General features: G+C 59.1%; 17 protein-coding genes and 1 pseudogene. 3 read left to right on the forward strand and 15 right to left on the reverse strand.

What is annotated here, in order from left to right; all coding sequences use genetic code 11:
• Positions 1 to 67 precede the first annotated feature (67 nt).
• The 10 genes and pseudogenes from EOA32_RS07775 to EOA32_RS07825 all read right to left on the reverse strand — a co-directional run bounded on the left by EOA32_RS07775 (position 68) and on the right by EOA32_RS07825 (position 15186).
• On the reverse strand, positions 68 to 1642 hold the full coding sequence (locus EOA32_RS07775; protein ID WP_128371387.1) for a response regulator: 1575 nt from the start codon (positions 1640 to 1642) through the stop codon (positions 68 to 70).
• A 2-nt stretch (positions 1643 to 1644) separates the two neighbouring features.
• Positions 1645 to 2016: an Hpt domain-containing protein gene (locus EOA32_RS07780; RefSeq protein ID WP_128371388.1), complete on the reverse strand. Its 372-nt coding sequence runs from the start codon at positions 2014 to 2016 to the stop codon at positions 1645 to 1647.
• Between the two features lie 98 nt (positions 2017 to 2114).
• The gene (locus EOA32_RS07785) at positions 2115 to 2966 is read right to left on the reverse strand and encodes a transporter substrate-binding domain-containing protein (protein ID WP_189406986.1); all 852 of its coding nucleotides are present in this window, start codon (positions 2964 to 2966) and stop codon (positions 2115 to 2117) included.
• A 44-nt stretch (positions 2967 to 3010) separates the two neighbouring features.
• Complete coding sequence (locus tag EOA32_RS07790; protein ID WP_128371390.1) at positions 3011 to 3922, reverse strand: transporter substrate-binding domain-containing protein; 912 nt, start codon at positions 3920 to 3922, stop codon at positions 3011 to 3013.
• Positions 3923 to 4109: 187 nt separating this feature from the next.
• Complete coding sequence (locus EOA32_RS07795) at positions 4110 to 4940, reverse strand: transporter substrate-binding domain-containing protein (RefSeq protein WP_189406987.1); 831 nt, start codon at positions 4938 to 4940, stop codon at positions 4110 to 4112.
• Between the two features lie 34 nt (positions 4941 to 4974).
• Positions 4975 to 9261: a GAF domain-containing protein gene (locus EOA32_RS07800; protein ID WP_189406990.1), complete on the reverse strand. Its 4287-nt coding sequence runs from the start codon at positions 9259 to 9261 to the stop codon at positions 4975 to 4977.
• Positions 9262 to 9949: 688 nt separating this feature from the next.
• Entirely contained in the window at positions 9950 to 10216 is a 267-nt protein-coding gene (locus EOA32_RS07805) for a hypothetical protein (protein ID WP_128371393.1), read from the reverse strand.
• Positions 10217 to 11080: 864 nt separating this feature from the next.
• Positions 11081 to 11920, reverse strand: coding sequence for an alpha/beta hydrolase (locus tag EOA32_RS07810; protein WP_348632195.1), 840 nt, complete (start codon positions 11918 to 11920; stop codon positions 11081 to 11083).
• Positions 11920 to 12089 (reverse strand): annotated as a pseudogene (locus tag EOA32_RS07815) (aldehyde dehydrogenase family protein); the annotation flags it as partial. The pseudogene EOA32_RS07815 and the gene EOA32_RS07810, both read right to left, overlap by 1 nt.
• 1102 nt (positions 12090 to 13191) lie before the next feature.
• Positions 13192 to 15186 carry a BTAD domain-containing putative transcriptional regulator gene (locus tag EOA32_RS07825; protein WP_245499201.1) on the reverse strand — a complete coding sequence of 665 codons (1995 nt, stop codon included), beginning with the start codon at positions 15184 to 15186 and terminating at the stop codon, positions 13192 to 13194.
• A gap of 178 nt (positions 15187 to 15364) precedes the next feature.
• Here EOA32_RS07825 and EOA32_RS07830 point away from each other — a divergent pair, with 178 nt between their 5' ends.
• The gene (locus tag EOA32_RS07830) at positions 15365 to 15598 is read left to right on the forward strand and encodes a DUF1127 domain-containing protein (RefSeq protein ID WP_245499203.1); all 234 of its coding nucleotides are present in this window, start codon (positions 15365 to 15367) and stop codon (positions 15596 to 15598) included.
• 538 nt (positions 15599 to 16136) lie between these two features.
• Here the strand turns inward: EOA32_RS07830 and EOA32_RS07835 are convergent.
• Positions 16137 to 16331 carry a hypothetical protein gene (locus tag EOA32_RS07835; protein ID WP_128371396.1) on the reverse strand — a complete coding sequence of 65 codons (195 nt, stop codon included), beginning with the start codon at positions 16329 to 16331 and terminating at the stop codon, positions 16137 to 16139.
• Positions 16332 to 16912: 581 nt separating this feature from the next.
• Between EOA32_RS07835 and EOA32_RS07840 the strand changes: the two genes are divergently transcribed.
• Positions 16913 to 17497, forward strand: coding sequence for a hypothetical protein (locus tag EOA32_RS07840; RefSeq protein ID WP_128371397.1), 585 nt, complete (start codon positions 16913 to 16915; stop codon positions 17495 to 17497).
• 119 nt (positions 17498 to 17616) lie between these two features.
• Positions 17617 to 17856, forward strand: a complete 240-nt coding sequence (locus EOA32_RS07845; RefSeq protein WP_128371398.1) for a hypothetical protein — start codon at positions 17617 to 17619, stop codon at positions 17854 to 17856.
• A gap of 125 nt (positions 17857 to 17981) precedes the next feature.
• Here EOA32_RS07845 and EOA32_RS38240 read toward each other — a convergent pair whose 3' ends face one another.
• From EOA32_RS38240 to EOA32_RS07860, 4 genes are all read right to left on the reverse strand, one after another.
• A complete protein-coding gene (locus EOA32_RS38240) occupies positions 17982 to 18275 on the reverse strand; it encodes a hypothetical protein (protein ID WP_145971275.1) in 294 nt (97 codons plus the stop codon).
• 303 nt (positions 18276 to 18578) lie between these two features.
• Complete coding sequence (locus EOA32_RS07850) at positions 18579 to 18785, reverse strand: hypothetical protein (protein ID WP_128371399.1); 207 nt, start codon at positions 18783 to 18785, stop codon at positions 18579 to 18581.
• 65 nt (positions 18786 to 18850) lie between these two features.
• A complete protein-coding gene (locus EOA32_RS07855; protein ID WP_128371400.1) occupies positions 18851 to 19282 on the reverse strand; it encodes an SgcJ/EcaC family oxidoreductase in 432 nt (143 codons plus the stop codon).
• 509 nt (positions 19283 to 19791) lie between these two features.
• On the reverse strand, positions 19792 to 20046 hold the full coding sequence (locus tag EOA32_RS07860; protein WP_128371401.1) for a hypothetical protein: 255 nt from the start codon (positions 20044 to 20046) through the stop codon (positions 19792 to 19794).
• Between the last annotated feature and the right edge of the window lie 377 nt (positions 20047 to 20423).

The raw sequence follows: 20423 nt of genomic DNA on the forward strand, positions 1-20423 counted from the left end.
TTTGCCGCCCTGGAGGAAGGCGAGAACACATCTCCGTGGCGTGGTGCCACCCTGCGCGGTTCGCTGCCTATACCGGCATCGGCCGTGATTGTTCCGTGGCCGCCGGTAGTGGGTCAAGGCGCGGGACCAGATCCTCTATCGTATCGTCCAGTAGCGGTGGTTCTTCTTCGGCTTCCTGCTTCGGCTCCACCATGATCAGTCCGACGATGATCAGTGCCAAGGACGCCCAGGTCAGTATTGGTATCGCTTCGCCGAGCAACAGCATGCTCCAGCCGATGCCCGCCGCGGTCACGGCATAAGCGCTCTGGCTGGCGAAAACCGCACCTGTTGTCGAGATAAGGATCATGAAAAGCAGCATTGCGAGATTGGCAGCCACGGCCATTAGAACCACGATGACTCCGAGGCGTCCCGTCAACAGATCAAGCGGGATGAAATCATCGTAATAGGCAGCAATCGGGATAAGCAGCGCCACGGAAACGACAAGGGTAAGCCCGAACAAAGCGACGCTGTCGATCGCAGCAGGCCTCCGCTCAGCCAGAAATATATCTTCGGTCGCGTACGTGACGGGGATGACCATGGCAATCGCAATCCAGAGCCAGCTCGCGGTCATGTCCGCCGGCTGACCATAAATCAGAATGATGACGATACCGGCGAGGCCAAGAGCCAATCCGAGGAAACGCTTAATGTTTGGCGCCTCGGTCCGCATAACCGCCGCGAACAGAAAAACGACGAAGCCCTCGAGGACAATGACGATAGAGACAATGAAGGCGGGAAGCCTGCTGGCCATCCAGTAAACCAGCACCTGATTGATCACGGAGCTGATAAGCGCGAGAAGCAGGATGAAGGTCCAGTCACTGCGGGTGAGGCCCTTTAACTTCGGCATGGTCTTGCGGTTCACGCTGATGCCGATGCAGACGGCAGCGCCGATAATATCGATGAGCAAGGCCAATCCGACCGGATGCGCCTCAATGATCGAAGCCATCTTCGAGAGCGGCACGACCAGGCCCCACAGGCCGCCGCATGCAAGCAGCAGCAGGCCCCCACGGAAGGTGCGGATGTTCTGTCGCAACTTGCGTTCGCGCTCATAAACCTTCTGGGCCATGGTCGAAAACACATTGGCGAGCTTGCCCAGACCATCCGTCCGGCTTGCCACGTCCTGGATGCCCAGCTTTGAGGGGTTGAACCGCCCTGTCTCCAGGGTCGCAGCCGCCCTTGTCAGCTTGGCGACTTGGCGCAGATACTCCTTCTCGATGTCGCGAAGCCTCTTCTTTTCGATGCAGGTCGCAACCCGCGCCTTGAGAAGGGCGAGCTCGAAGTCTTTGGGCAGGAAGTCCTCGGCGCCGAGCTCGATCGCATGGACGACGCTGCTCATCTCCTCGTCAAGCGCGGAAATGACGATGACCGGCAGGTCCCGTGTCTTGGCTGACGACTTCAGCCTTTTGAGCACCTCGAAGCCGTCCATTTCCGGCATCATGATATCAAGCAACACGAGGTCGAACGGGGCGCCAGCGGTCTGATCGAGAGCGGCCGCACCGCTCTCCACTGCCACCGCCTCGTGACCGAGGGTCTCGACCGCTTTCTTGAGCTTGATCCTCACCATCGCGGAGTCGTCGACAACGAGAATCCTACCCGAGTTGCTCACAACTATCCCCTAAGGCGAAAAATGTCTTGAAGCTCCGCGACCGCCGCGTTGAACGCGCGTCTCGCGTGTTCGATCTCTACCGCGTCCGGCGGCTCACCCTTCGCGCATCTCGCCTCGATACCGGCGCAGATTCCGGCAAGCTCGGTTGCCCCCATGTCTCTTGCATTGGATTTCATGGAGTGCGCGGCCCGGCGCGTCGCGGGCAAATCGGAGGTCGGCCCGGATTTTGCCAGGGTCTCCATGATCGACGGCCCCTCGTCGAGGAACGAGCTGACGAGTTCGACCACGTCGGATTCTTCGCCACCGACGAGTTCCCGCAGCTTGTCCAGTGCTCGCCTGTCGATGGCCAAAACACCCCCGAAGCGCAGCGCCACTTGTTACAGTTCATGCGGGCGCCTTCGTGGTGAGTCTGGTATTACTGTCGCCCGATTGTCAACGGGGCCCGCACTATCTCGCGATCAGCCCACCTCCACTATTCGGGGGAAGTGAGATCGAAATCGTACCACTTCATCGAGATCGTTTTCAGGGTCCCGTCGGCGTGCATTTCATCAATGATCGTCTTGATGAGCGCGGCGAACTCGTTGTCGCCGGGCAAGATTGCCACGCCGTGGGGCACGCGGTAGAGCGGCTGTCCGACAATCTTGAACGGCTTGCCCTCCTTGATGAGCGCCATGACTGCCGGGAGGAGATTGACCAACCCGTCGATCTCGACACCGTCACCCTTCGCCAAAGCGGCGTATACGTCCTCTTCGTGTTGATATTGAACGATCACCGGATCGTCGATCTTGTAGATGAAATCCGGGACTCCGACGATCCCGGGCGGCACCTTCTTCAGGTAATTCTCGTATTGCGAGCCGGCCAGCGCCCCTATCCGCTTGCGGCTTGCGTCCGCAGGCGTGCGGATCGTCGTATTATCCCGATGAACGGCCAGCACCCCGATTCCATAATGATATGTGGCGGGGAACGCGATGTGCTCGGCACGCTTCTTGGTTGGAGTCATGCCGCCGATGACGATGTCATATTTCCCCTGCCAATTTCCGGAGACCTCTTCATCCCACGTCACGGTAGAGCCATCGGGGTTGGTAACGTATTCGACCTTGACTCCCATCCGACGTCCGACCTCGCGCAACACCTCGACGTCGAACCCGTCATATTCGCCCTTCTCATTCTTGATGACCTGTGGCGGCCAGATGTCCGGGGCGGGAGAACGCAGGGTTCCGGTCGACCGGATTTGGTCGAGCACCTCACCTGCCGGGCTGGGGTCCGCAAGCGGAAACGACGAGGCCGCCAGGGCAAGGGCGACCGCCACAAGAAGGCGCTTCACAGGGTTCAGCTCCCCCTTCGTCGAAGTATGTGGCGAGCCGCCATTCATGGAGTTATCATGTCGTATTGGTACCACTTCAGCGACAGCGCCATCAGAGTACCGTCGGAGCGCATGTCATCGACAGTCTTTTTCACCAGCGCGGCAAAGTCCTCGTCGCCCGGCAAGATCGCTATACATGATGGCAACCTACTTAACGGTTGCCCGACGACCTTTAGGGGCCTGCCCTGCTTGATCAGTTCAAGAATGACGGCGAGCGTGTTTATCGTGCCATCGATTTTGCCGCCCGAAAGAGCATCATATGCGCCCTCCTCGTGATCAAATTCGACGATGACGGGATCGTCGATTTGGTACGTGATGGGAGGCGCCCCGAGGATACCGGGGTCTTCTCTTTTCAGGTACTTTTCGTGAGTCGATGACTTCAGAACACCAATTCGCTTTCTGCTGGCGTCAGCGGGCGTCTTGATTTCGTTGTTGGTTCGATTGACCGCAAGAACAGCCATTCCATACCGGTAAATTGCCGGGAACGAGAGATGTTCGGCGCGCTTGGCCGTAGGCGACATGCCGCCTACGACAATGTCGTACTTGCCCTGCCATTTGCCAGAAGTTTGCTCGTCCCAGGTGATGACGGAGCCGTCTGAATTTTTGACGTATTCAACCTTGGCACCTATGCGGCGGCCGATCTCTCGCAATACCTCCACATCATACCCGTCGATTTCACCATTTGGCTGGCGGATCACAGCCGGAGGCCAAAGATCTGGGAACGGAGCCCGCAGAACCCCCGTTGCGCGGATGCGGTCCATTGCCTCACCCGCTACTCCTAACTCTGCTAATGGAACCGACAAAGCCGACCAAGCAAGGGCGAGTGCGACGAGAAACCGTGTCACGGGCTTCACCCCCTCTGAGGTATTGATGCGCCGGGTGCGAGGTAGGTCGGCCTCGGCTACCGCTTCGGTCAAGGCAATCACCGTTGGATGCGCTTTGTTTAGCGATCATATCGCATCGGCCGTAATTTAGCGAGAGCGCATACTCGCTCGGCACGCATGTCGAGCGTCCATGGGGCAGGCCAACACGTCCCGCGGCCAGTTGAGCAATGTCGAGAATGTCCGTCGAGCAATCGCCGTCGGCGGCGCTGATGAGCGCGCCTCATCGCGCCGTCGTGTCAATTCCGAACCACTTCAGGGAAATTGACGTAAGGATTCCATCCTCCCGAAGCCGATCGATGGCCCCTTTCAGTTCGGCAGCGAACTCTGGATCGCCCTTCTCAATAGCGATTGCGGTCGGCGTATAGAGCAGCGGCTGACCGACAATCTTGATCGGACGACCGCTGCCGATCTCACTCATGAGTGTGGACAGCGAGTCCACAATGCCATCCAGTTCTACACCATTGCCCTTTGCGAGCGACTCGTAGCCACCTTCGCTTGTCTCGAACGACACGACGACAGGCCGGTCAATCTGATATTTGATCGGCGGAATATCAAGGATATCGAATGGCTCGCGGGTCAGATATTTTTCATATTCGGAGGACTTCACCGCTCCGATTCTCTTCCCGCTCGCGTCGGCAGGCGTTCGAATTGTCGTGTTGTCACGATGTACCGCCAGCGAACCAAGGCCGAAGGCATAAACGGCAGGAAAGTCCAGATTTTCCGCGCGCTGTTTCGTTGGGGTTACACTCGGAGAGACGTCCCATGCGCCCTGCCACTTTCCAGATATAACGGCGGAAAATTCCGCCACCTCGATACGGACTTCGACGCCAAGCCGCCGTGCAACTCCGGTCATGACATCGACGTCAAATCCATCGAAGCTGCCGTCCTCCTTGCGCCAGGAGAAGGGCGGCCACGCGGGATCTACCGCTACGACCAGCACCGCTTTTTGCTTCACTCGATCAAGGACGGGGCCGGCAGAGCCGGGCATTGACGATGCACATAAGAGAAGCAACGAAACCGTTGCAATTGACATGCGCGAAAGCATCGTCATGATCTCGCCCCTTCTCGATTTGGCCTCCGGGGATTCACCCGGTTTCGCCAGGTCCATCAGACGCGTTGGTGGGTCGCTGTCCGCCGGCCAATACCGCTCTTTTCAGTGATGCCACGAGCTCCTCGACGCGCAATGGCTTGCTGAGGTAATCATCCATCCCTGCATCCAGATATCGCTCGCGGTCGCCCGCCATCGCATTGGCAGTGAGAGCTACGATGAACGGTTGGCGTTGCTCGCGGGAACCGGATGCACGGATCGACCTTGTCGCCTCGACGCCATCCATATCAGGCATCTCGATGTCCATCAGGATGACGTCATGGCGTCCTTCGGCATATGAGGAAATTGCCGACTGTCCGTCTCCCGCCAGCTCCGCCCTGTAACCCAGTCGCTCGAGCACCTTGAAGCCCAGCTTCCGGTTGGTGGCGTTGTCATCAACCAGCAGGATGCGAAGCGGAAACTTGTCTGCCATCGCGCTGTCAAGAACAGGACTCTTCGGTTGATCGGGTTTGGCGAAGCGCGTGGGAGCCCCGGCAAAGACCGCCATGAAAGCGTTAAGGAGAGGCGATGGCTTGATCGGCTTGGAGAGCATCGCCGCGAACTTGACGCCTTCCATCTCCATCTTCTTCTGTCCGGAGATGGGTACCATTGAGCTCAGCAAGACCAGCGGAATGCTGCCTTTGTCACCAAGTGCGCGTATCCCCCTTGCCAGTTCAATGCCGTCCATCTCGGGCATGTTCATATCGAGCACGATGACATCAAAGGCTTCGCCGTCTGCAATCCTGCGAAGGGCGTCAGAAGGGGACTCGGTTGCATGCGGAATCATGCCCCAGGCCTGCGCCTGGAGGGACATTATGCGCCGGTTTGTTGCATTATCGTCGACAAACAGCAGTCGCCTGCCGGTCAGTTCAACCTTGGCTAGCGACATCTGAGCCCGTTTGGGAGCCGGGGCAGTCGGAGCGCGGATCGTGAAGAAGAAGGTTGTGCCGCTGCCCTCGACGCTCTCCACCCACACCTCGCCTCCCATGAGTTCTACGAGGCGCTTGCTGATCGCTAGGCCAAGGCCGGTTCCGCCATAGCGTCGGGTCGTCGAGGCATCGACCTGGCTGAACGACTTGAACAAGCGATCCATCCGATCCTTGGGTATGCCGATCCCCGTATCCCGCACCGCGAACTGCAACATGCACGTGGCCGACTGGTCTTTGCTTGGTGACCCACCCGTCTCTGCGGCTCCGGGTGAAACCTTCATTGCAGAAAGTACAATTTCTCCCCGGTCGGTGAACTTGACAGCATTGTTGAGGAGATTGATTAGAATCTGCCGCAACCTGATATTGTCCGCGACAATCCCTTCGGGGGTTCCGGGTTCCACCACATACCCTAAGTCCAGCCCCTTCTCCGCTGTTTTTGGGGCGATCAGGTCAATCGCACTCTCAAGGCATTCGCGCAGTTCAAACGGGCGGGGATCAAGCTCCAGCTTGCCGGCTTCAACCTTTGAGAAGTCCAGTATGTCATTGATGATCGTCAGCAGTGCCTCTGCGCTGTTGTTGATCGTCTCGCCGATTTCCCGTTGCTCGTGGTCGAGCTTGGTAGAGAGCAGCAGGTTGCTCATGCCGATGACGCCGTTCATGGGCGTGCGTATTTCGTGGCTCATGGTAGCTAGGAAGGTGCTCTTGGCCTCATTGGCGGCCTCGGCGGCTTCCTTGGCCTGCTGTAGGGCTAGCGACAGCTGCTTGAGCTCGGTGAACAGCTGTGCGTTGTGAAGCGCAGCACCTGCATTGGCGGCGATAGTCGAAAGCAAGCGAAGCGAGTTGTCGTCGAACATGCCCTCCCGCGCTGTGCTTTGCACGCTGATCACACCCATGGTGCCAAGCCCTGTCTTGATCGGAACCCCCAGATAGGAAAGCGCATCCCTGCCGACAGGTGTCGCTCCGATTTCGACGCTGCGCTCGTTTACGTCCTGGTTGATGAGCAGCGGCTCGCCGGTCTCGATGATCTTGCTGGTCAGACCTTCGCCGAGGGTGAGAGTGGTGAAAGACTCGCCGAATTGGTAAGGAAAATGAATGAGGTTGGTTTTCGGGTCGAGCAGCGCCACATAAACGATGTCGGCGTCAAAAATATCGCGCATCTGGTTGCCGATCAGCCGGATGGTGCTGTCGAATTCGGCTTCCGCGATGAGTGCCTCGCTGACCTTGCTGATGGCACCCAGCTCGGCTGCCCGATCCTCGGTTTCCTTGAGCAAGCGCTGAGTTTCGTCGAACAGGCGGGCATTGGCGATGGCTACGCCCATGTTGGACGCCAGCGTCTGCAACAGGCGCAAATGACCATTATTGAAGGCATTGGCCTGATAACTCTGTACGCTGAGGACGCCTAACGTCTTGTTGCCGGCGCTGATTGGCACGCCAATATAAGAGGAAGTTCTGTCTTCCTCTTTTGGGAAATATGCGCCTAACTCCTTTCCCTCCGCTAGAGTATGAAAAATCACGGCTTTGCCTGTTATGATTATCTTTGACGTTACTCCAATGCCGATCGGAAACGGGTCAATAGATACATATTTATCTTTGTAGTATGCGAAGGGAACATGTATCAGGTTCGACGCGTCGTCATGTAATAGTATTTCCGCAACCTGGGTTCCGAAGATTTCACGCACCTTGTCACCCACGAGGCGAACAATCGTCTCAAGATTCAACGATTTCGCCATCGATTCGCTGACGCTATTGAGAATAGCCAGTTCCGCGGCCCGATCCTCTGTCTCCTTGAGAAGGCGTTGGGTCTCATCGAAAAGGCGCGCGTTGGCAATCGCAACGCCCATGCCGGTTGAGAGCCCCTGCAGCAAATGCATATGAGCTTCATTGAAGGCGTTCTTCTCGTAACTTTGCACGCTGACGACGCCCAGAGTCTTGTCGCCCGCGATGATCGGAACGCCCAGGTAGGATTCTGTTTCGTCCTCTTCGGTCGGCGCAAGAGCGCCCAACTCATCGGCGCGATCGTTTGAACCGATAAATAGCGGTTCGCCGGACAGGATGATTTTCGAGGTCAGACCCTCGCCCATCGCAAATGGCTCAGGCTGCCGATATCCATTGTAATAAGCATAGGGGACGGTGATCAGATCGGACTTGTCATCGTGCAAAAGTATTTCAGCGACTTCAACGCTGAAGATTTCACGCAGCTTGTCTCCCACAATGCGGGTTACTGTCTCCACATTAAGCGTCTTCGCCATCGCCTCGCCGACGGAATTGAGAATGGCGAGCTCCTTCACGCGTCGATTGATTTCTTGCGCATAATAGACAAAGGCCCGAGCTAGATCCGATATCTCGTCGTTGCCTTTTGTTAGCATCTCCAATTTCGCAGGAGCGCTCGTTTCCCGCATGGCGAGGCTCAACTTGCGAATGCGGCCGACGACCGACGCCTGCAAGTAACCAGCAATGAGTATGGCGCCAACCACCGCCAGGACGGCAATCGACGAGAGGACCCGGGCACGCGCCGTCAGCCGGCCGTCAAGTGCGCTGCGTTGATGGTCAACGTCTTGAGCGATCTCTTGAGAAATGACGTCGGCGGCCGCAACCAGCTTGCCGGAGAAAAGCTCGTTATCAGCCAACTGGCCCCGAATATCATCGAACAAGCGGAATAGCCTGCCCTTCAGTTCCACCACGCCCCGGGGGCCGAGCAAGGCCTCTTCAAACTGCCTTGCCAAGTAGGGGTCCGCCGTAGCCAGCAAGGAAATCCTCGGCCGCAGTTCGTTCGCGGTAGTCTGCAGCTCTTCAGCGCTGCCCGCCGTTGCAAGCCCAAGCGCCGTCGCCGTCACCTCATTCGTGAGGGCACTGCCGGCCTTTCCAGATACGGCGATGCGAAAGATACGCTGGAGCAACCCCTCCAACGCGTCTTCGGTTGCAGCACGGTCGTAGAGGGTGGTGGCAAGCGTGTCGAGATTCCGGAACAGTTCCGCCGTCGTCTCTTCAACCTCCGAGAGGTCCTTGTTTGTCTGCGACTTGAGTTTGCCGGTCAGCTCCTGAAGTTTTGACTGCTCCTTGAAACTGAGGAGCGAGAAGTTGAGCAAGGCATCCTGCTCAAGCCCTTTTGCGTACAGCGATGGCGCCAGGCGGGTGATTGCTTGGGCGCGCTGCCGCAGCTCGGCGGCGGTCTGGATAGCCTCGACTTGGACATCGGCCACCGAGTCGAAGCTTTGCCGCAATTCGTTGAAGGATTGGACAGCTATGACGCTGATCGTACCGACCATGAGAGCGAGAGCGACAAGACCTATCATCGCCCGGGCGGCAAGGCCGTGCCAGGGACGATGGGGGGCCTTCCCGTCGCTCGATTCGCTCATATATACCGCCCACACCGCCATCGTGCGTCCCAGCGGCAAACCTCGTATCGCAGTCTGGAGCCGCCGGGGGAATTCGTCAATCTGACCGTGCTTCCGGGCCACTGGCGGAGTACGTCCGCGACAGGCTCGCCACGGGTCACTCGCGGAATTGCATAGCTCCGGTTGCGCCGAAGAAGCCGATAAGATGCTCAGGCTTGAGTGAGCGCTTCCCAATGCAGACTTTGCTGCGTCACATACGATGGTCAGCAACGGGTCACGCCGCGACGATGCACACGCCCAACCTAAATGTCCGCTCGTGAAGACTCGTAGACCGAAGCTGCCGGTCCGTTCTCGGCCTAAGCTGATGCCGGACAGTTCTACAATTGATCCTCGACCGGAAACTTTTCGAACTGTTTGGGTCGCGCCTCGAGGACAAAGCGGGACAGTAGATCTGGTTTAAGCAATTTGGCACATCGAGTGTCGACGGCAGCTTTTCGCTGCTTCCGACCGCACTAGCCCGAGGTTGGGGCGTCCTGTCACGTGTCGGCAGCTTTCCCGTGGCACGGAAGCGGCGAGTTCCTGCGGGGCGTCGTTGGTTTTTCTACAGATCAGGCAGAATCTTTCTTGGGCTGAGAGGCGCGCCTTGACGCTTCGTAGTCGCTATGGAGCTGCCGAGCCCACAGCCGATGTTGGCGCTCTTCCTCCAATGTCAGAGCCCGAGAGTCTGCCCCGCTTCGAGGCGAAGAAAGCCTGCCGAAGCACTGCTAAACATTGCGCCGCGAAAAGCTTCAATGGCGGAGGCCTGGGTGATATCGGCCAACTCGGCCGCGGCTCGCTCCACTTCGTCGGCCAAGTTGTTCACTTTTTCCAGCCGCTTCACCAGCCGGTTGTGCAGTAGCTCGAGTCGAGCGGCGCGATGGAGAGCGGCGCGTTCTTCGTAGTGCGAGTCAAGCGGTGCGAACAGCATCGTCGTCATAGCGCAGCTCTCAATGCCCATTTGGTGGCGCGATCTTCAGCTGCGGCCGCTTGGCTGCTTTCGCTCGCGCTTGACTGGCTCGCATCCGGCCGCAAAGCGCAAGACTGATCGCCAGCCCGTGATGGTCGCCCGGAATCCCGTCCGCCTCCTTCACGGAGACTTCCGGCCGTCTCACGCGCTGCCTCGCGACTGCCATCTCCAAGACTACAAGTGCAACCATGCGCTGACATCCTCGATTGCCGGCCCTTCCATTAGCAAACCCTCATTTTCTGCTTTGGTTCCGATTGCTGCAAGAGGGGTCGCATGAACGCACCCGGGCTTCAACTCGAGAGTGCGGCTGAAGCCGCGCGCGGATCTACGCAGCTACATCGGACGCCGAACAGAAGCTGGAGACGCCGACAGCCGCGATCACTCCAGGGCTGGAGCGGGGCGCCCACCTAAGCGATGGCAGCCAAGCCGCCGATCCGCACCGCAAATTTGACGAGCGCGATGTTGTGACGCCGGCTCAACTGCGAACCGGAAGCCCTCAAAACACCATCCGTAAATGGTGGACACGGAAGCCGTCGGAGAAGAACGCGGCACGTGCTGCCTGGTCTCAATGGCCGAGCTGAGGGCCCGCAGCCATCGACAGTGCAAGGATAGTCTCTCACGCATTTCCTCCAAGCCATCACGTCCTGTCACGTCTTCGGCGCCTCGGCTGCATCTTCGACATGGAAGACGGCTCAACCGTGAAGGTCGCGATCCCGTTCAACTACTGGCAGGCATTTGGCAACGAATACACGCTGGCCATGATCTCGGCTGCAGAGATCGTGCAGGCTCGGTTGCGGTCCGAAGTCGTCACCCACGTCTCCTCCTCTTTCAGGATCACGACACTCCCGAAACAGTTGCCAGCAGATGCACCAAAGACCGGGCAGCATCTGTGTCGGGGACGCCCAGATCGCGGACGCTGCTCATATGGTTCACCCTCGCCAGGCTCGTTCGTGAAACACCCAGTCCTTGGTTTTTCAGATGCTCCGCAAAAGCGGCAGCCTGGCTATGAAAAGGCGGGGTTTCATCCGCCCCGACCGAGATGTGGACTGTCACCGACGGATCGAAACGATGGTCGATCGGCGAAAACCGCTCAACCTCTTCATCGGTGATGGCGATTTCAGGAGCGAGGAACGACTCTTGCAACGGCCTTAAATCGTAGATGCCGCCGAGCAGGAGCGCTCCTTTGATACCCGATGGTCGGCTGTCGTCGTCGAAAAGCATCGTCGCGAGGTGCGCGCCGGCGGAATGGCCGCTGACGGTCAATTTGCCGGGGTCGCCGCCGTGGCTTTCGATTTGTTCATCCACCCACTGCTTGGCGCGGCGTATCTGATCGACGATCGTGGCCATCCTCACCGCCGGCATCAGCGCATAGCCCAAAATGACCGCGATCGCTCCTGCTTTGGTTACACGCCCCGCGACGTAGGAGAAATCTGTCTTGGAGAACATGCGCCAGTAGCCGCCATGAATGAAGATATGCACCGGCAGTCGATCGCGTCTGCCTTCCGGGAAAAAGAGGTCCAGAGTTTCAGCGTGGCCGGCTCCATAAGCGACATCAGCGATCATGGGGATTTTCGCCCTGGTCTCCGCACTTCTGCGGCGGATCTCGGCGACGGTGTCGTCGAACTCGGGGACGTGATCGCGCGTGCGGAATGGGTCTTTCGCCATCTCTCTCATCAGATCATCACGGCGATGTATTTCGCCTCCATGAACTCGGCTATGCCGCGCTTCTGGCCGCCCTCGCGCCCAAGCCCGCTCTGCTTGACGCCGCCGAAGGGGCGGCAGGGTCGGACATCAGACCGCGATTGAGCGCGATCATAACGGACTCGATCTTCGATGCCATGCGGGTGCGGACGCGGGCGGCAGTCGTGCCGCGATATGGCTTCACGAGACGCCATGCGGTGTCGTCGCTTACGAGCCGGTTGCTAAAGGCCCAATTGAGCGCTGCCTTCAACGTCGTCAGCGTGATTGGCGTTACGGGACCAAATATCTCCTCATGGCCAGGCGTCCTCCGGCACGTTGATCACGTAGGCGGGTGGCCTGTTGCCTCCAAGGTGCGATCATGGGTCCCAGACGGGCTTGTCACGAATGCGCCTCGGATCGTACCCGGGGCCGAAGCATTGCCCGCATTCCCATCGGTTGAACTTGTAACCCTTGCGTTTCGCATAAGACAGCATGGCAACCTGACCGTGATACAATCTAATAAGGCGCAGCCACCAAGTTAGAGTCGGCTTCAGGTCAAGTTCGCTCGAATGGCGCGTCCGGTGACATGCCTCACAAACGCTCGGAAACATCGAGCAAACCAGATGGTCGGGTTCCATTTCACCTTCCGATCCCGGCAATGTGATGAAGCCAGCAACCGACGCGGACCGGCGGGAACTGAACCATCGGCCGACAGCTTGGGCAGGGGACGCCAATCGACAAATGGTCTAATCACGATAGGCGCTTGATCGGCGCATTCAATGAGAAGGGCCGCTTCATCGTGAACGAACCGTTATTATCCACACGGCTACGCGCTCGCCGCCGATCCCATACCCCTGACAGTTAGAAAGTATCCCGCCGCTATCAGTAAGGGCCGTCATATGCTATCGTCAGCTGACGCCGTCTTCGCCAATTCTTGACTGCGGCTTGACCTGGCCCAGTTACCCGCCAGGGCAGCCTGCCGTTCTCCAGGACAAGACGTTCAGCTAAGCCAAAGTCCGATTGATCGCCGAGCTGAATCGGGCGAATCTCCAGCCATCGAAGGAGACGATTGGGACACGATTTTTCCAGTACGGGACATCGAACCGTTGCCGGTCTACAACGCCGGCTTCATCGTGGTGTACGTGCATCGGCGGTCCGCCGCGCCAAGGGGCGTTGGATTCTAAGTCGCCCCACGATGCCGCCGCTTGGTATTGCCTACAGCCTATCGTTCGATCCGTCAGCCTGGTCTTGCGATCTTGCATGGCTCAGCGCTCGGGAAGCCCGGCCTGCTTCAGGGCTCTGACCACCCGGTCTGCCCATTCCGACATGTGCGTGAAGAAGGGCAGCGATCGGTATCGCTCGATCGTGAAGTCCGGCTGGGCAGCCAGCAGTTTTTGCGCGGCCCAGCGAGCCGTCTCCAGGTCGCCGCTCATCGCCGACCAAGCAGCGAGATAGCGATAGGACATGATGATATCAGGATGGGCGGCGATCACCTCCCGAGCGATCGCTACCGCGTCGGAAACGAAACCTGTCTTGGCCATGGCGGTGGCCATTCCCAATCTCATGTTGAATGCGAAGGGGTCCATCGGACTCAGAGTCATCGCGCGGCGGAACCGTTCCTGCGCGTGGCCGGCTTCGTCCTTGTAGATCGCGATCCAGCCGTGGCGTGCCCACGCCCAGGCGTTATTCGGATCGAGCTTGAGCGCCTTTTCGATGAACGGGGCGGCGCGCTCCTGCTCGCCACACATGCTCAATGCCGAGCCGGCGGCGGTCAACGCAGTTGGATCATCGCCAATTGGGCCGGCCGCTTCGACTGCCGCACGCGCTTTCTTCAGCTCGCTTTCTGGGTGCTCGGCCCACAGATACGCGGCATTCGAGGCGTGGCACCAGGCCAAGAGCGCGTGGGCGCGGCCATAGGCCGGATCGACTGCGATCGCTTTCTTGAGCAGCTCTATCGCTTGGTCGTTGGTATCCTTGCGGCGGCCCCAGATATTCGGATAGGCGCGCATGACGAAATCATACGCTCTCATGCTGGTTGGTGGCTTGCGCTTGGCCAGCTCGATCTCGGCACCACGGATGGCTGGATGGATGGCGCCTGCCACCTGCGCCGCGATCCTGTCCTGGAACTCGAAGATGTCATCGGTCGTGCCCTCGTAGCGCTCGGACCAGAGCTGTGTCCGCGTCTCGGCATCGACCAGCTGCACGGAAATGCGCAGCCGGTCGCCGCCCCGCCGAATGGTTCCTTCGACCACGTAAGTGACGCCGAGTTCCCGGCCCACCTTGCGTACGTCGACGAAACGTCCCTTGTAGGTGAAGGCAGACTGGCGTGCGATGACGAAGAAGTCTCGGATCCGCGAAAGCGCAGCTGTGATCTCCTCCACGACTCCGTCGGCAAAATACTCGTCGTCCACCCCGCCAAGATTGTCGAAGGCCATCACTGCCACCGAGGGCTGGTCATGCGGCCTCCCTGGATTTGAGACAGGCTGAGGCGGCTGGGCGGTGTCGTGCGCCGACTCTGCCTGGCGATGTCGATCCAATGATTGCAGCGACTGCGCCAGTGCGTTCGTTTGCGCCTCTGGCTCGACCTCTAGATGTTTTCTCAGAAGCGCACGGCACGATTCAAACTGGCGCAAGGCCGCATTTTCGTGGCCCCTGGCGATGTGGATCCGCATCAAAGCCCGATGCGCTGCTTCCGCGGTCGGATCCGAGGCGAGCAGCCTTTCCGCGAGTTGTTCGCAGGCCATTTCGTTCGCCGCTCCGGCTTCGGGCGGAGCGAGGCTCAGGCGCTCCACCATTTGCAGCGCTTTCTGCCGGTACCTGACCTGATGCGGACCGAACCATTCTTCCAGGTGCTCTGGAATGACTTCGCCCGCAAGGACGTCACCGCGATAAAGCCCGGCGGCGAAGGCGAGGTCCGCCATCTCGTTCCCGGCGATCTTGCGCTCAAAGACCCAGACATCCGCTTCATCCGGTCCGGCCGTCAGCGCTACCGTTTCTTGATCTCCCTCGATGGAAATGGCTGCATCCCCGGCGGCAGGAAACCATCGGCGGATATCCGCAAGAGCCTGGCGCAAGCTGTTGCGCGACTGTGCGTCGCCTCGTCCCGGCCAAAACCCTTCGGCAAGCCCTTCGCGATTGTGACCGCGCCGACCTGCCAGGATCAGGGCAGCAAAGAGAAGCGCGGACTTGCGCGTCCCGAAGCGGACAGACTGGCCGTCTGCGGACGTCACGTCGAGACCGCCAAGCAACCGGATACGCACGTCGCCTCTCCGAATTCGAACGCGCAGAGAGAATAGCATCTTCGCCTGTCGATTTAACACGGATTTAACGGCCGCCAGCCTGGCCGTTCTCGATAGTTCACGGATGGCTGTACAACCACAAATCGCCCCCGTGAGAAGCTTTGGCCCTAATCTGGAACGGGAGAGCAAGATGGCTCACATGGAAGCTCAGGCAAAGATCCATCGAAGGAACCACCGGCTGCTTGGGGCAGCGTCGAAACGAGCGGAAACTGCAATCGCTGTCTTTAGGGCGTGGCGACGGAGCGTTGCGGGACGTAGGGCGTTAGCGGACATGACGCCCGATCAGTTGAGGGATATCGGATGTCCGGATCTCGCGAGACCAACGTTCTTCATCAGGGTCGGCCTCATCACCCACCTGATGTCGATGAGATAGGGCCACCTTTGCGCGACGCTGTATTCGCTCCTTAGCTGCGACGGGCTTTTCGTTGGCTACGCCTTAGACATGTTAGTCGCTGCTGATACGGTCACTCACGTCGACGGTGAGTGGGTGACGGTTGATTTTGGCATGCCGGTCAGCGTTTCGTTCGGCGGGATTCCGTGGAGAGAAAAGATGCCCGCCTGCGGGCGTGGGGGGACCATGGGCTGGCAGGCCGGGCCTCTACTCCGTTTGGGCAAGGGAAAGTCGGATCATTAGCTTGGGCAAAGGTCCACGTTGGCTATGGCGGAGCGCGTGTCTAGGGTGGCGGCTTTTATTAGATAAGCCCCAGAAAACGTTAATGTCAGTCGCTGAAAAGGCGGCGTATAATGCGCATCTGCCCCGGCTCGCAAGACGGGGTAAGAGGCCCGGCCTGTCCCGCTTTAGTCGTGCCCCGACTTCCCCGCTCGCAGGCCGGGTCGCCTCAGGCTTCACCTGATGGGGAAACTGCAATCGGAGCGGCTCGCCAGGTCAACAGCCGGTTACGCTCCACAGGTCACTTGAAGGCGTAGCTGTTAACAACCCCGTCTGCCTCAAGCGTGACCCGGATCCAGCGCTGTTCGTCACCGCGTACGTTCGTGACTTCACTGCCTGTAGCCGTTTCCGCTGCCACCCATGGAGTATTGGCATTGATGGTACGACTAGTCACAACGCTGTCCCCATCCATTTCTTCCACCCGATAGACCTTCATGTGCGACCTCTGCTCTATTTATCTCGTATTTGAACAGGGATCGAGAAAACTTAGTTCCTTGGCCGGAGCGGCGACCCGAAGGACGCGGATCAAAAGCCCGTCACCCCAGGCAACGGGATGGTGGGCATCGATCTATGTGACGCATTTCCTCGCCGGCTCCATCCAATGCTACCGGAGAGGATTTAGTTTCAGCGTTGGGACCAAAGCGTGAGCTGCTCCGACTTCGGTCGCATCGGGAAACATTCTAGCAGCTTGCTAGTTAGGTCGCGCCGTTGGGTAGCAGAGACCCCTGGAGCGCCGCTTGTTCCCTCAGCGAGCGGGCTCTTGGTCTTCTGGTTTTACGCCGAAGCCGAGCGGCGAGAGTTCGCCTCGAAAAAATTCGGGCGTATACCGGCTCTGAGACCGTCGATCCCTAAATGCTCGATTGGATGTGCGCAAAGTGACCTAGAGGTGGCCCGGTGGCCTTGGGTGTGGGCTTTGGGGTCGTCGCGACCGGGCCTTGCCGGCAGGGGTATGCCGGCGAGCGAATATATTCGCATCCGCTAATAAACTGAATTCAACCAAAAGGCGCTGATCGACCCGTGATGCGCGGCAGCGTGGGCTGGCTTCCGCTTCATCAATCGCATGCCAATATCCGGCAGAATCCGATAACCCGCCGCTCGGTGTGCCCCCACACCCAGCGGCGGGCCAAGGTGACCGGCGCCTTCTGGGGAGAATTGCCTCAGCCCGGCGCCGGCCTGGCGAACGAGCAGGTCCGCCGCATATGCAAGACAGCTAATTTCTACCTCAATAGGACATGGCATCGCGTAGCCTCTGGCAATCGCCAGCGATCAGGAACAATCCTCACCTGTGCGGCGACCCGAAATTTCGCGAGGATCGCCATGACAATGAATTCCCGTTCACGGAAGACACGCTCGGCAAAAAGCTGGACGCCGGCACCGGCCTTTCTGTCTATTGCCTCACTTGCCGGCGGTCGGCGGTGCTGGACGTTGCCGCACTGGTTAAGCGGGCTCGGGCCGGACCATGGATGCCTGCACTGGGATTTGGTGAAGGCGATCTTCTGCCACGAGTGCCGCGCCGCCGGCCGTCAGGACCGAAACCTTCAGTTCACCAATCATGCAGTGACGCCGGACAAGCGCAAGGGCGGCTGGACGCCTTGTCCATGAAGCGGGAGCGGCCCGGTCTTCTACCTTTTGCTGACTTCATGCCAACAGATGGTGTTGTGTCATTTCGAGAACCAGCGGACTGGCATCGGTTTTGCACCACGAAGTTTTTGGAGGTCACCATGCCCCGATTCTTCTTCGATGTTTCCGAGAAGGCGGACGTGTACCACGACGCCTGTGGGATCATGCTCCCAACCTTCGGAGCCGCCAGGGAAAGGGCCCTTGCGATCGTGCGTAGGCTCAAAGCGACGCCGCGTGAGGACGATCTAGTGTGCACGGTCCGTGACATAGGCGGCCGCCGGCTTCTGGAGATCAGATTCCAATCCGGGAAGCCGGTTTACAGTTCACCAACCACGCCGTGACGGCCGACAAGCGGAAGGCACATAGCGGCCCGACAGTTCCGCAGTTGGGGTGCGTTCGGATGAACCGCCGGGCCTAACCGACTCTCGGTGGGTAGGGGAAAGAGTCGGCTGAAGCAGAGGCTAAATTAGCATTCCTGCACACGTACCCATTTTTGATTGTTTCCACCGGTTTTCGTTGCCCGGCAGCGCCAGCCCGCGCAAGGCCGATTGCCGCGATATCGCTTCTGCCCCCGCCAGATGACCGGCAACTTCGGCAAGGGGGTTTGATGGGTCGAGCCCCTAGGCGGCTGCGCCAGCTTTAATAGCGATGGCATGAGACCATGGTCGACAAGAAAATAGGCAATGGCGGAAACAGCTTTGAGATCGCCATGGTCGCTGTCATTGTTGCGGCTGCGATGGGACTCATCATAGTTAGCCACGGGAATGCATTGAATGCCAGTTGCGCCCTTCGAGCCAGCTTGAGTTCGCTGCGTCAGATAGGGTCGGCGGGCAGTTTGGTCCCTGGCGCAGCTCCCGGGGACGGTTGAGAGCGGCCTGTCGGTCGGTACCGACGCAAAGAGCCCGCGCGCGGAGGAGGTGCGGCGGGCTCTTCTGCGGACTTGGCTAATTCAGCTAGACCGCCAGGCGCGGGGTGAGCGCCTTCAACTAGGATGCCCTGACATGGTGAACGAGAGGTTACGACCCGAATGCGCCGCGCCGGTTAGGCAAGGCCGACCAAAACCTTAAAGGCGGCCCGGAACACCAGACTTGAAGGCATATTTGTAAACCGCGCGTGTTCCTTCAACCCGAACCCAAAAGCGCTCATCTGTTCGGGCCGTCACGTCCTTGCCGGTGGCCTTTCTGGCCGCCTCCCAGGGGGTGGCTGCGCTCGCTACGCGATGGGATATCGGCATGTCGCCGACCATCTCTTCCACCCTGTAAACCCTCATCAGGCTCACTCCATCAAGGAGCGCTCCCAACCTTTCACTCGATCAGCTTGTTCCCTCTCGGGCGCTCACTTTCTTTCGTCGGAAGGGAGTACAAGCGCGCCTGGAACGATGTCGGTGTTTTGAGCCACCTTTATCCGCCAGCCCGACTGTTCTTCCTTCAGAACTAGAAGCAGAATGCCTTGCCGTGTTCCGGCGGGTGCGCCGTCCGGAGCTGATGCACCCGTTAGGGTCCATGTGTAGTGCACCGATGCAAGGCCGGGAGCTAATTCGACAACTGACGAGACGGCCCCTTTGAGTCGGCTGTTACGAAACATGGTCTCATGAGTTGCGCGATGCGCCCCTGCGATTTCGGTGCGGTTCTTCCACCAAACACCCACGACGTTGACGAAATTGGCATCCTCGGCGAACAACGCTGCGAAGTCGTCCATGTCATGTCTATTCCAAGCATCGGCAAAGGCAGTTGCGGCATCTTCAGGTTTGCTGACCACCAGTGTCATGACAAATCTCCCGTTTGCTCGGTAGCGGCACGGTCAGGGGTGAAAATAGTTTCAGTTCGAAGTCTTGGTCCTGGTCCGCTTGGAAAGCAAGCGCAACAGGTCTGCTTCTTCGATGGTCCCCCTCAGCGGCTCCGTTTGCTAGGTCTTAGAAAATGTTAATGTCAGTCGCTGAAAAGGCGGCGCATAATGCGCATCTGCCCCGGCTCGCAACTCGGGGTAAGAGACCCGGCCTGTCCCGCTCTAGTCGTCCCCCGACTTCCCCGCTCGCAGGCCGGGTCGCCTCAGCTTCACATGATCGATGAGCAGAACGGCTCGCCCGGCAAACAGCCGGCCAGGTCACTGAAGGCATACCTGTAAACCGCGCATGTCTCATTGTGGAACGACTTCACGGTTCCGTGATTGTAATGCTGGTGGTCGGACTCTCCTAGAGTTGTAAGCCACTGGAGGCCCGTCGCTTACGCTCATTAGCTGCGACGGGCTTTCGTTTATTTCTGGCAGGCGAACGCGCGTTAGCCGAGCTTCTGGATGCGCCCCTTATCGAGGCGGAACGCGCCACTATTGCCGCCTTGGCGCTCGAAATCGCTCTGTAGCTCATCCCACGTACCGAGATACTTGCCGCAATCGTCGCACCTGATCGGCGTCGAGGGCTCGGCGTCCTTGGGGAGCCTTAGCCGGATGGTACCGCAATAGGGGCACTCCAGATGATGGTCCAGATACTCGCCGGGTTGGAGGCCCAGTGACGCATGCCCGTTCCCAGTGCCCATAGCTCCCCTCCACAATGTGGCCGGCGCAAGGGGTTCCCAACCGCCCGGATGCCACAAGGCCAACATACGCGCTTTTGGAAAAGTTACAAACGATGTGGGGGCTATTGGGTCCTCGATGATAAGCCTTCCTGCTTCCCCGGAGCCTACGCTCAGCAGCTGCAGCGAATTTTTCACGGGAACAAAACTCGGCCCAATCGCGTTTCGCGCGACTAGGGGACTTTTCGTATGGCCGAAATCAAGCAAGAGCTTGGCAAGCGAGCACAGGCTCACAAGGAATCTAGGGTGCAATTCCTAATCCGAGAAACCGGCATCACCGAAGCGCAAGCGCGCGAGCTCGGATTATTGCCAATTATCTCGACGAGCTCGCTGCTTCGCGA

Origin of the sequence: Mesorhizobium sp. M1A.F.Ca.ET.072.01.1.1, assembly GCF_004023325.1 — a bacterium.
Taxonomy (GTDB): domain Bacteria; phylum Pseudomonadota; class Alphaproteobacteria; order Rhizobiales; family Rhizobiaceae; genus Mesorhizobium.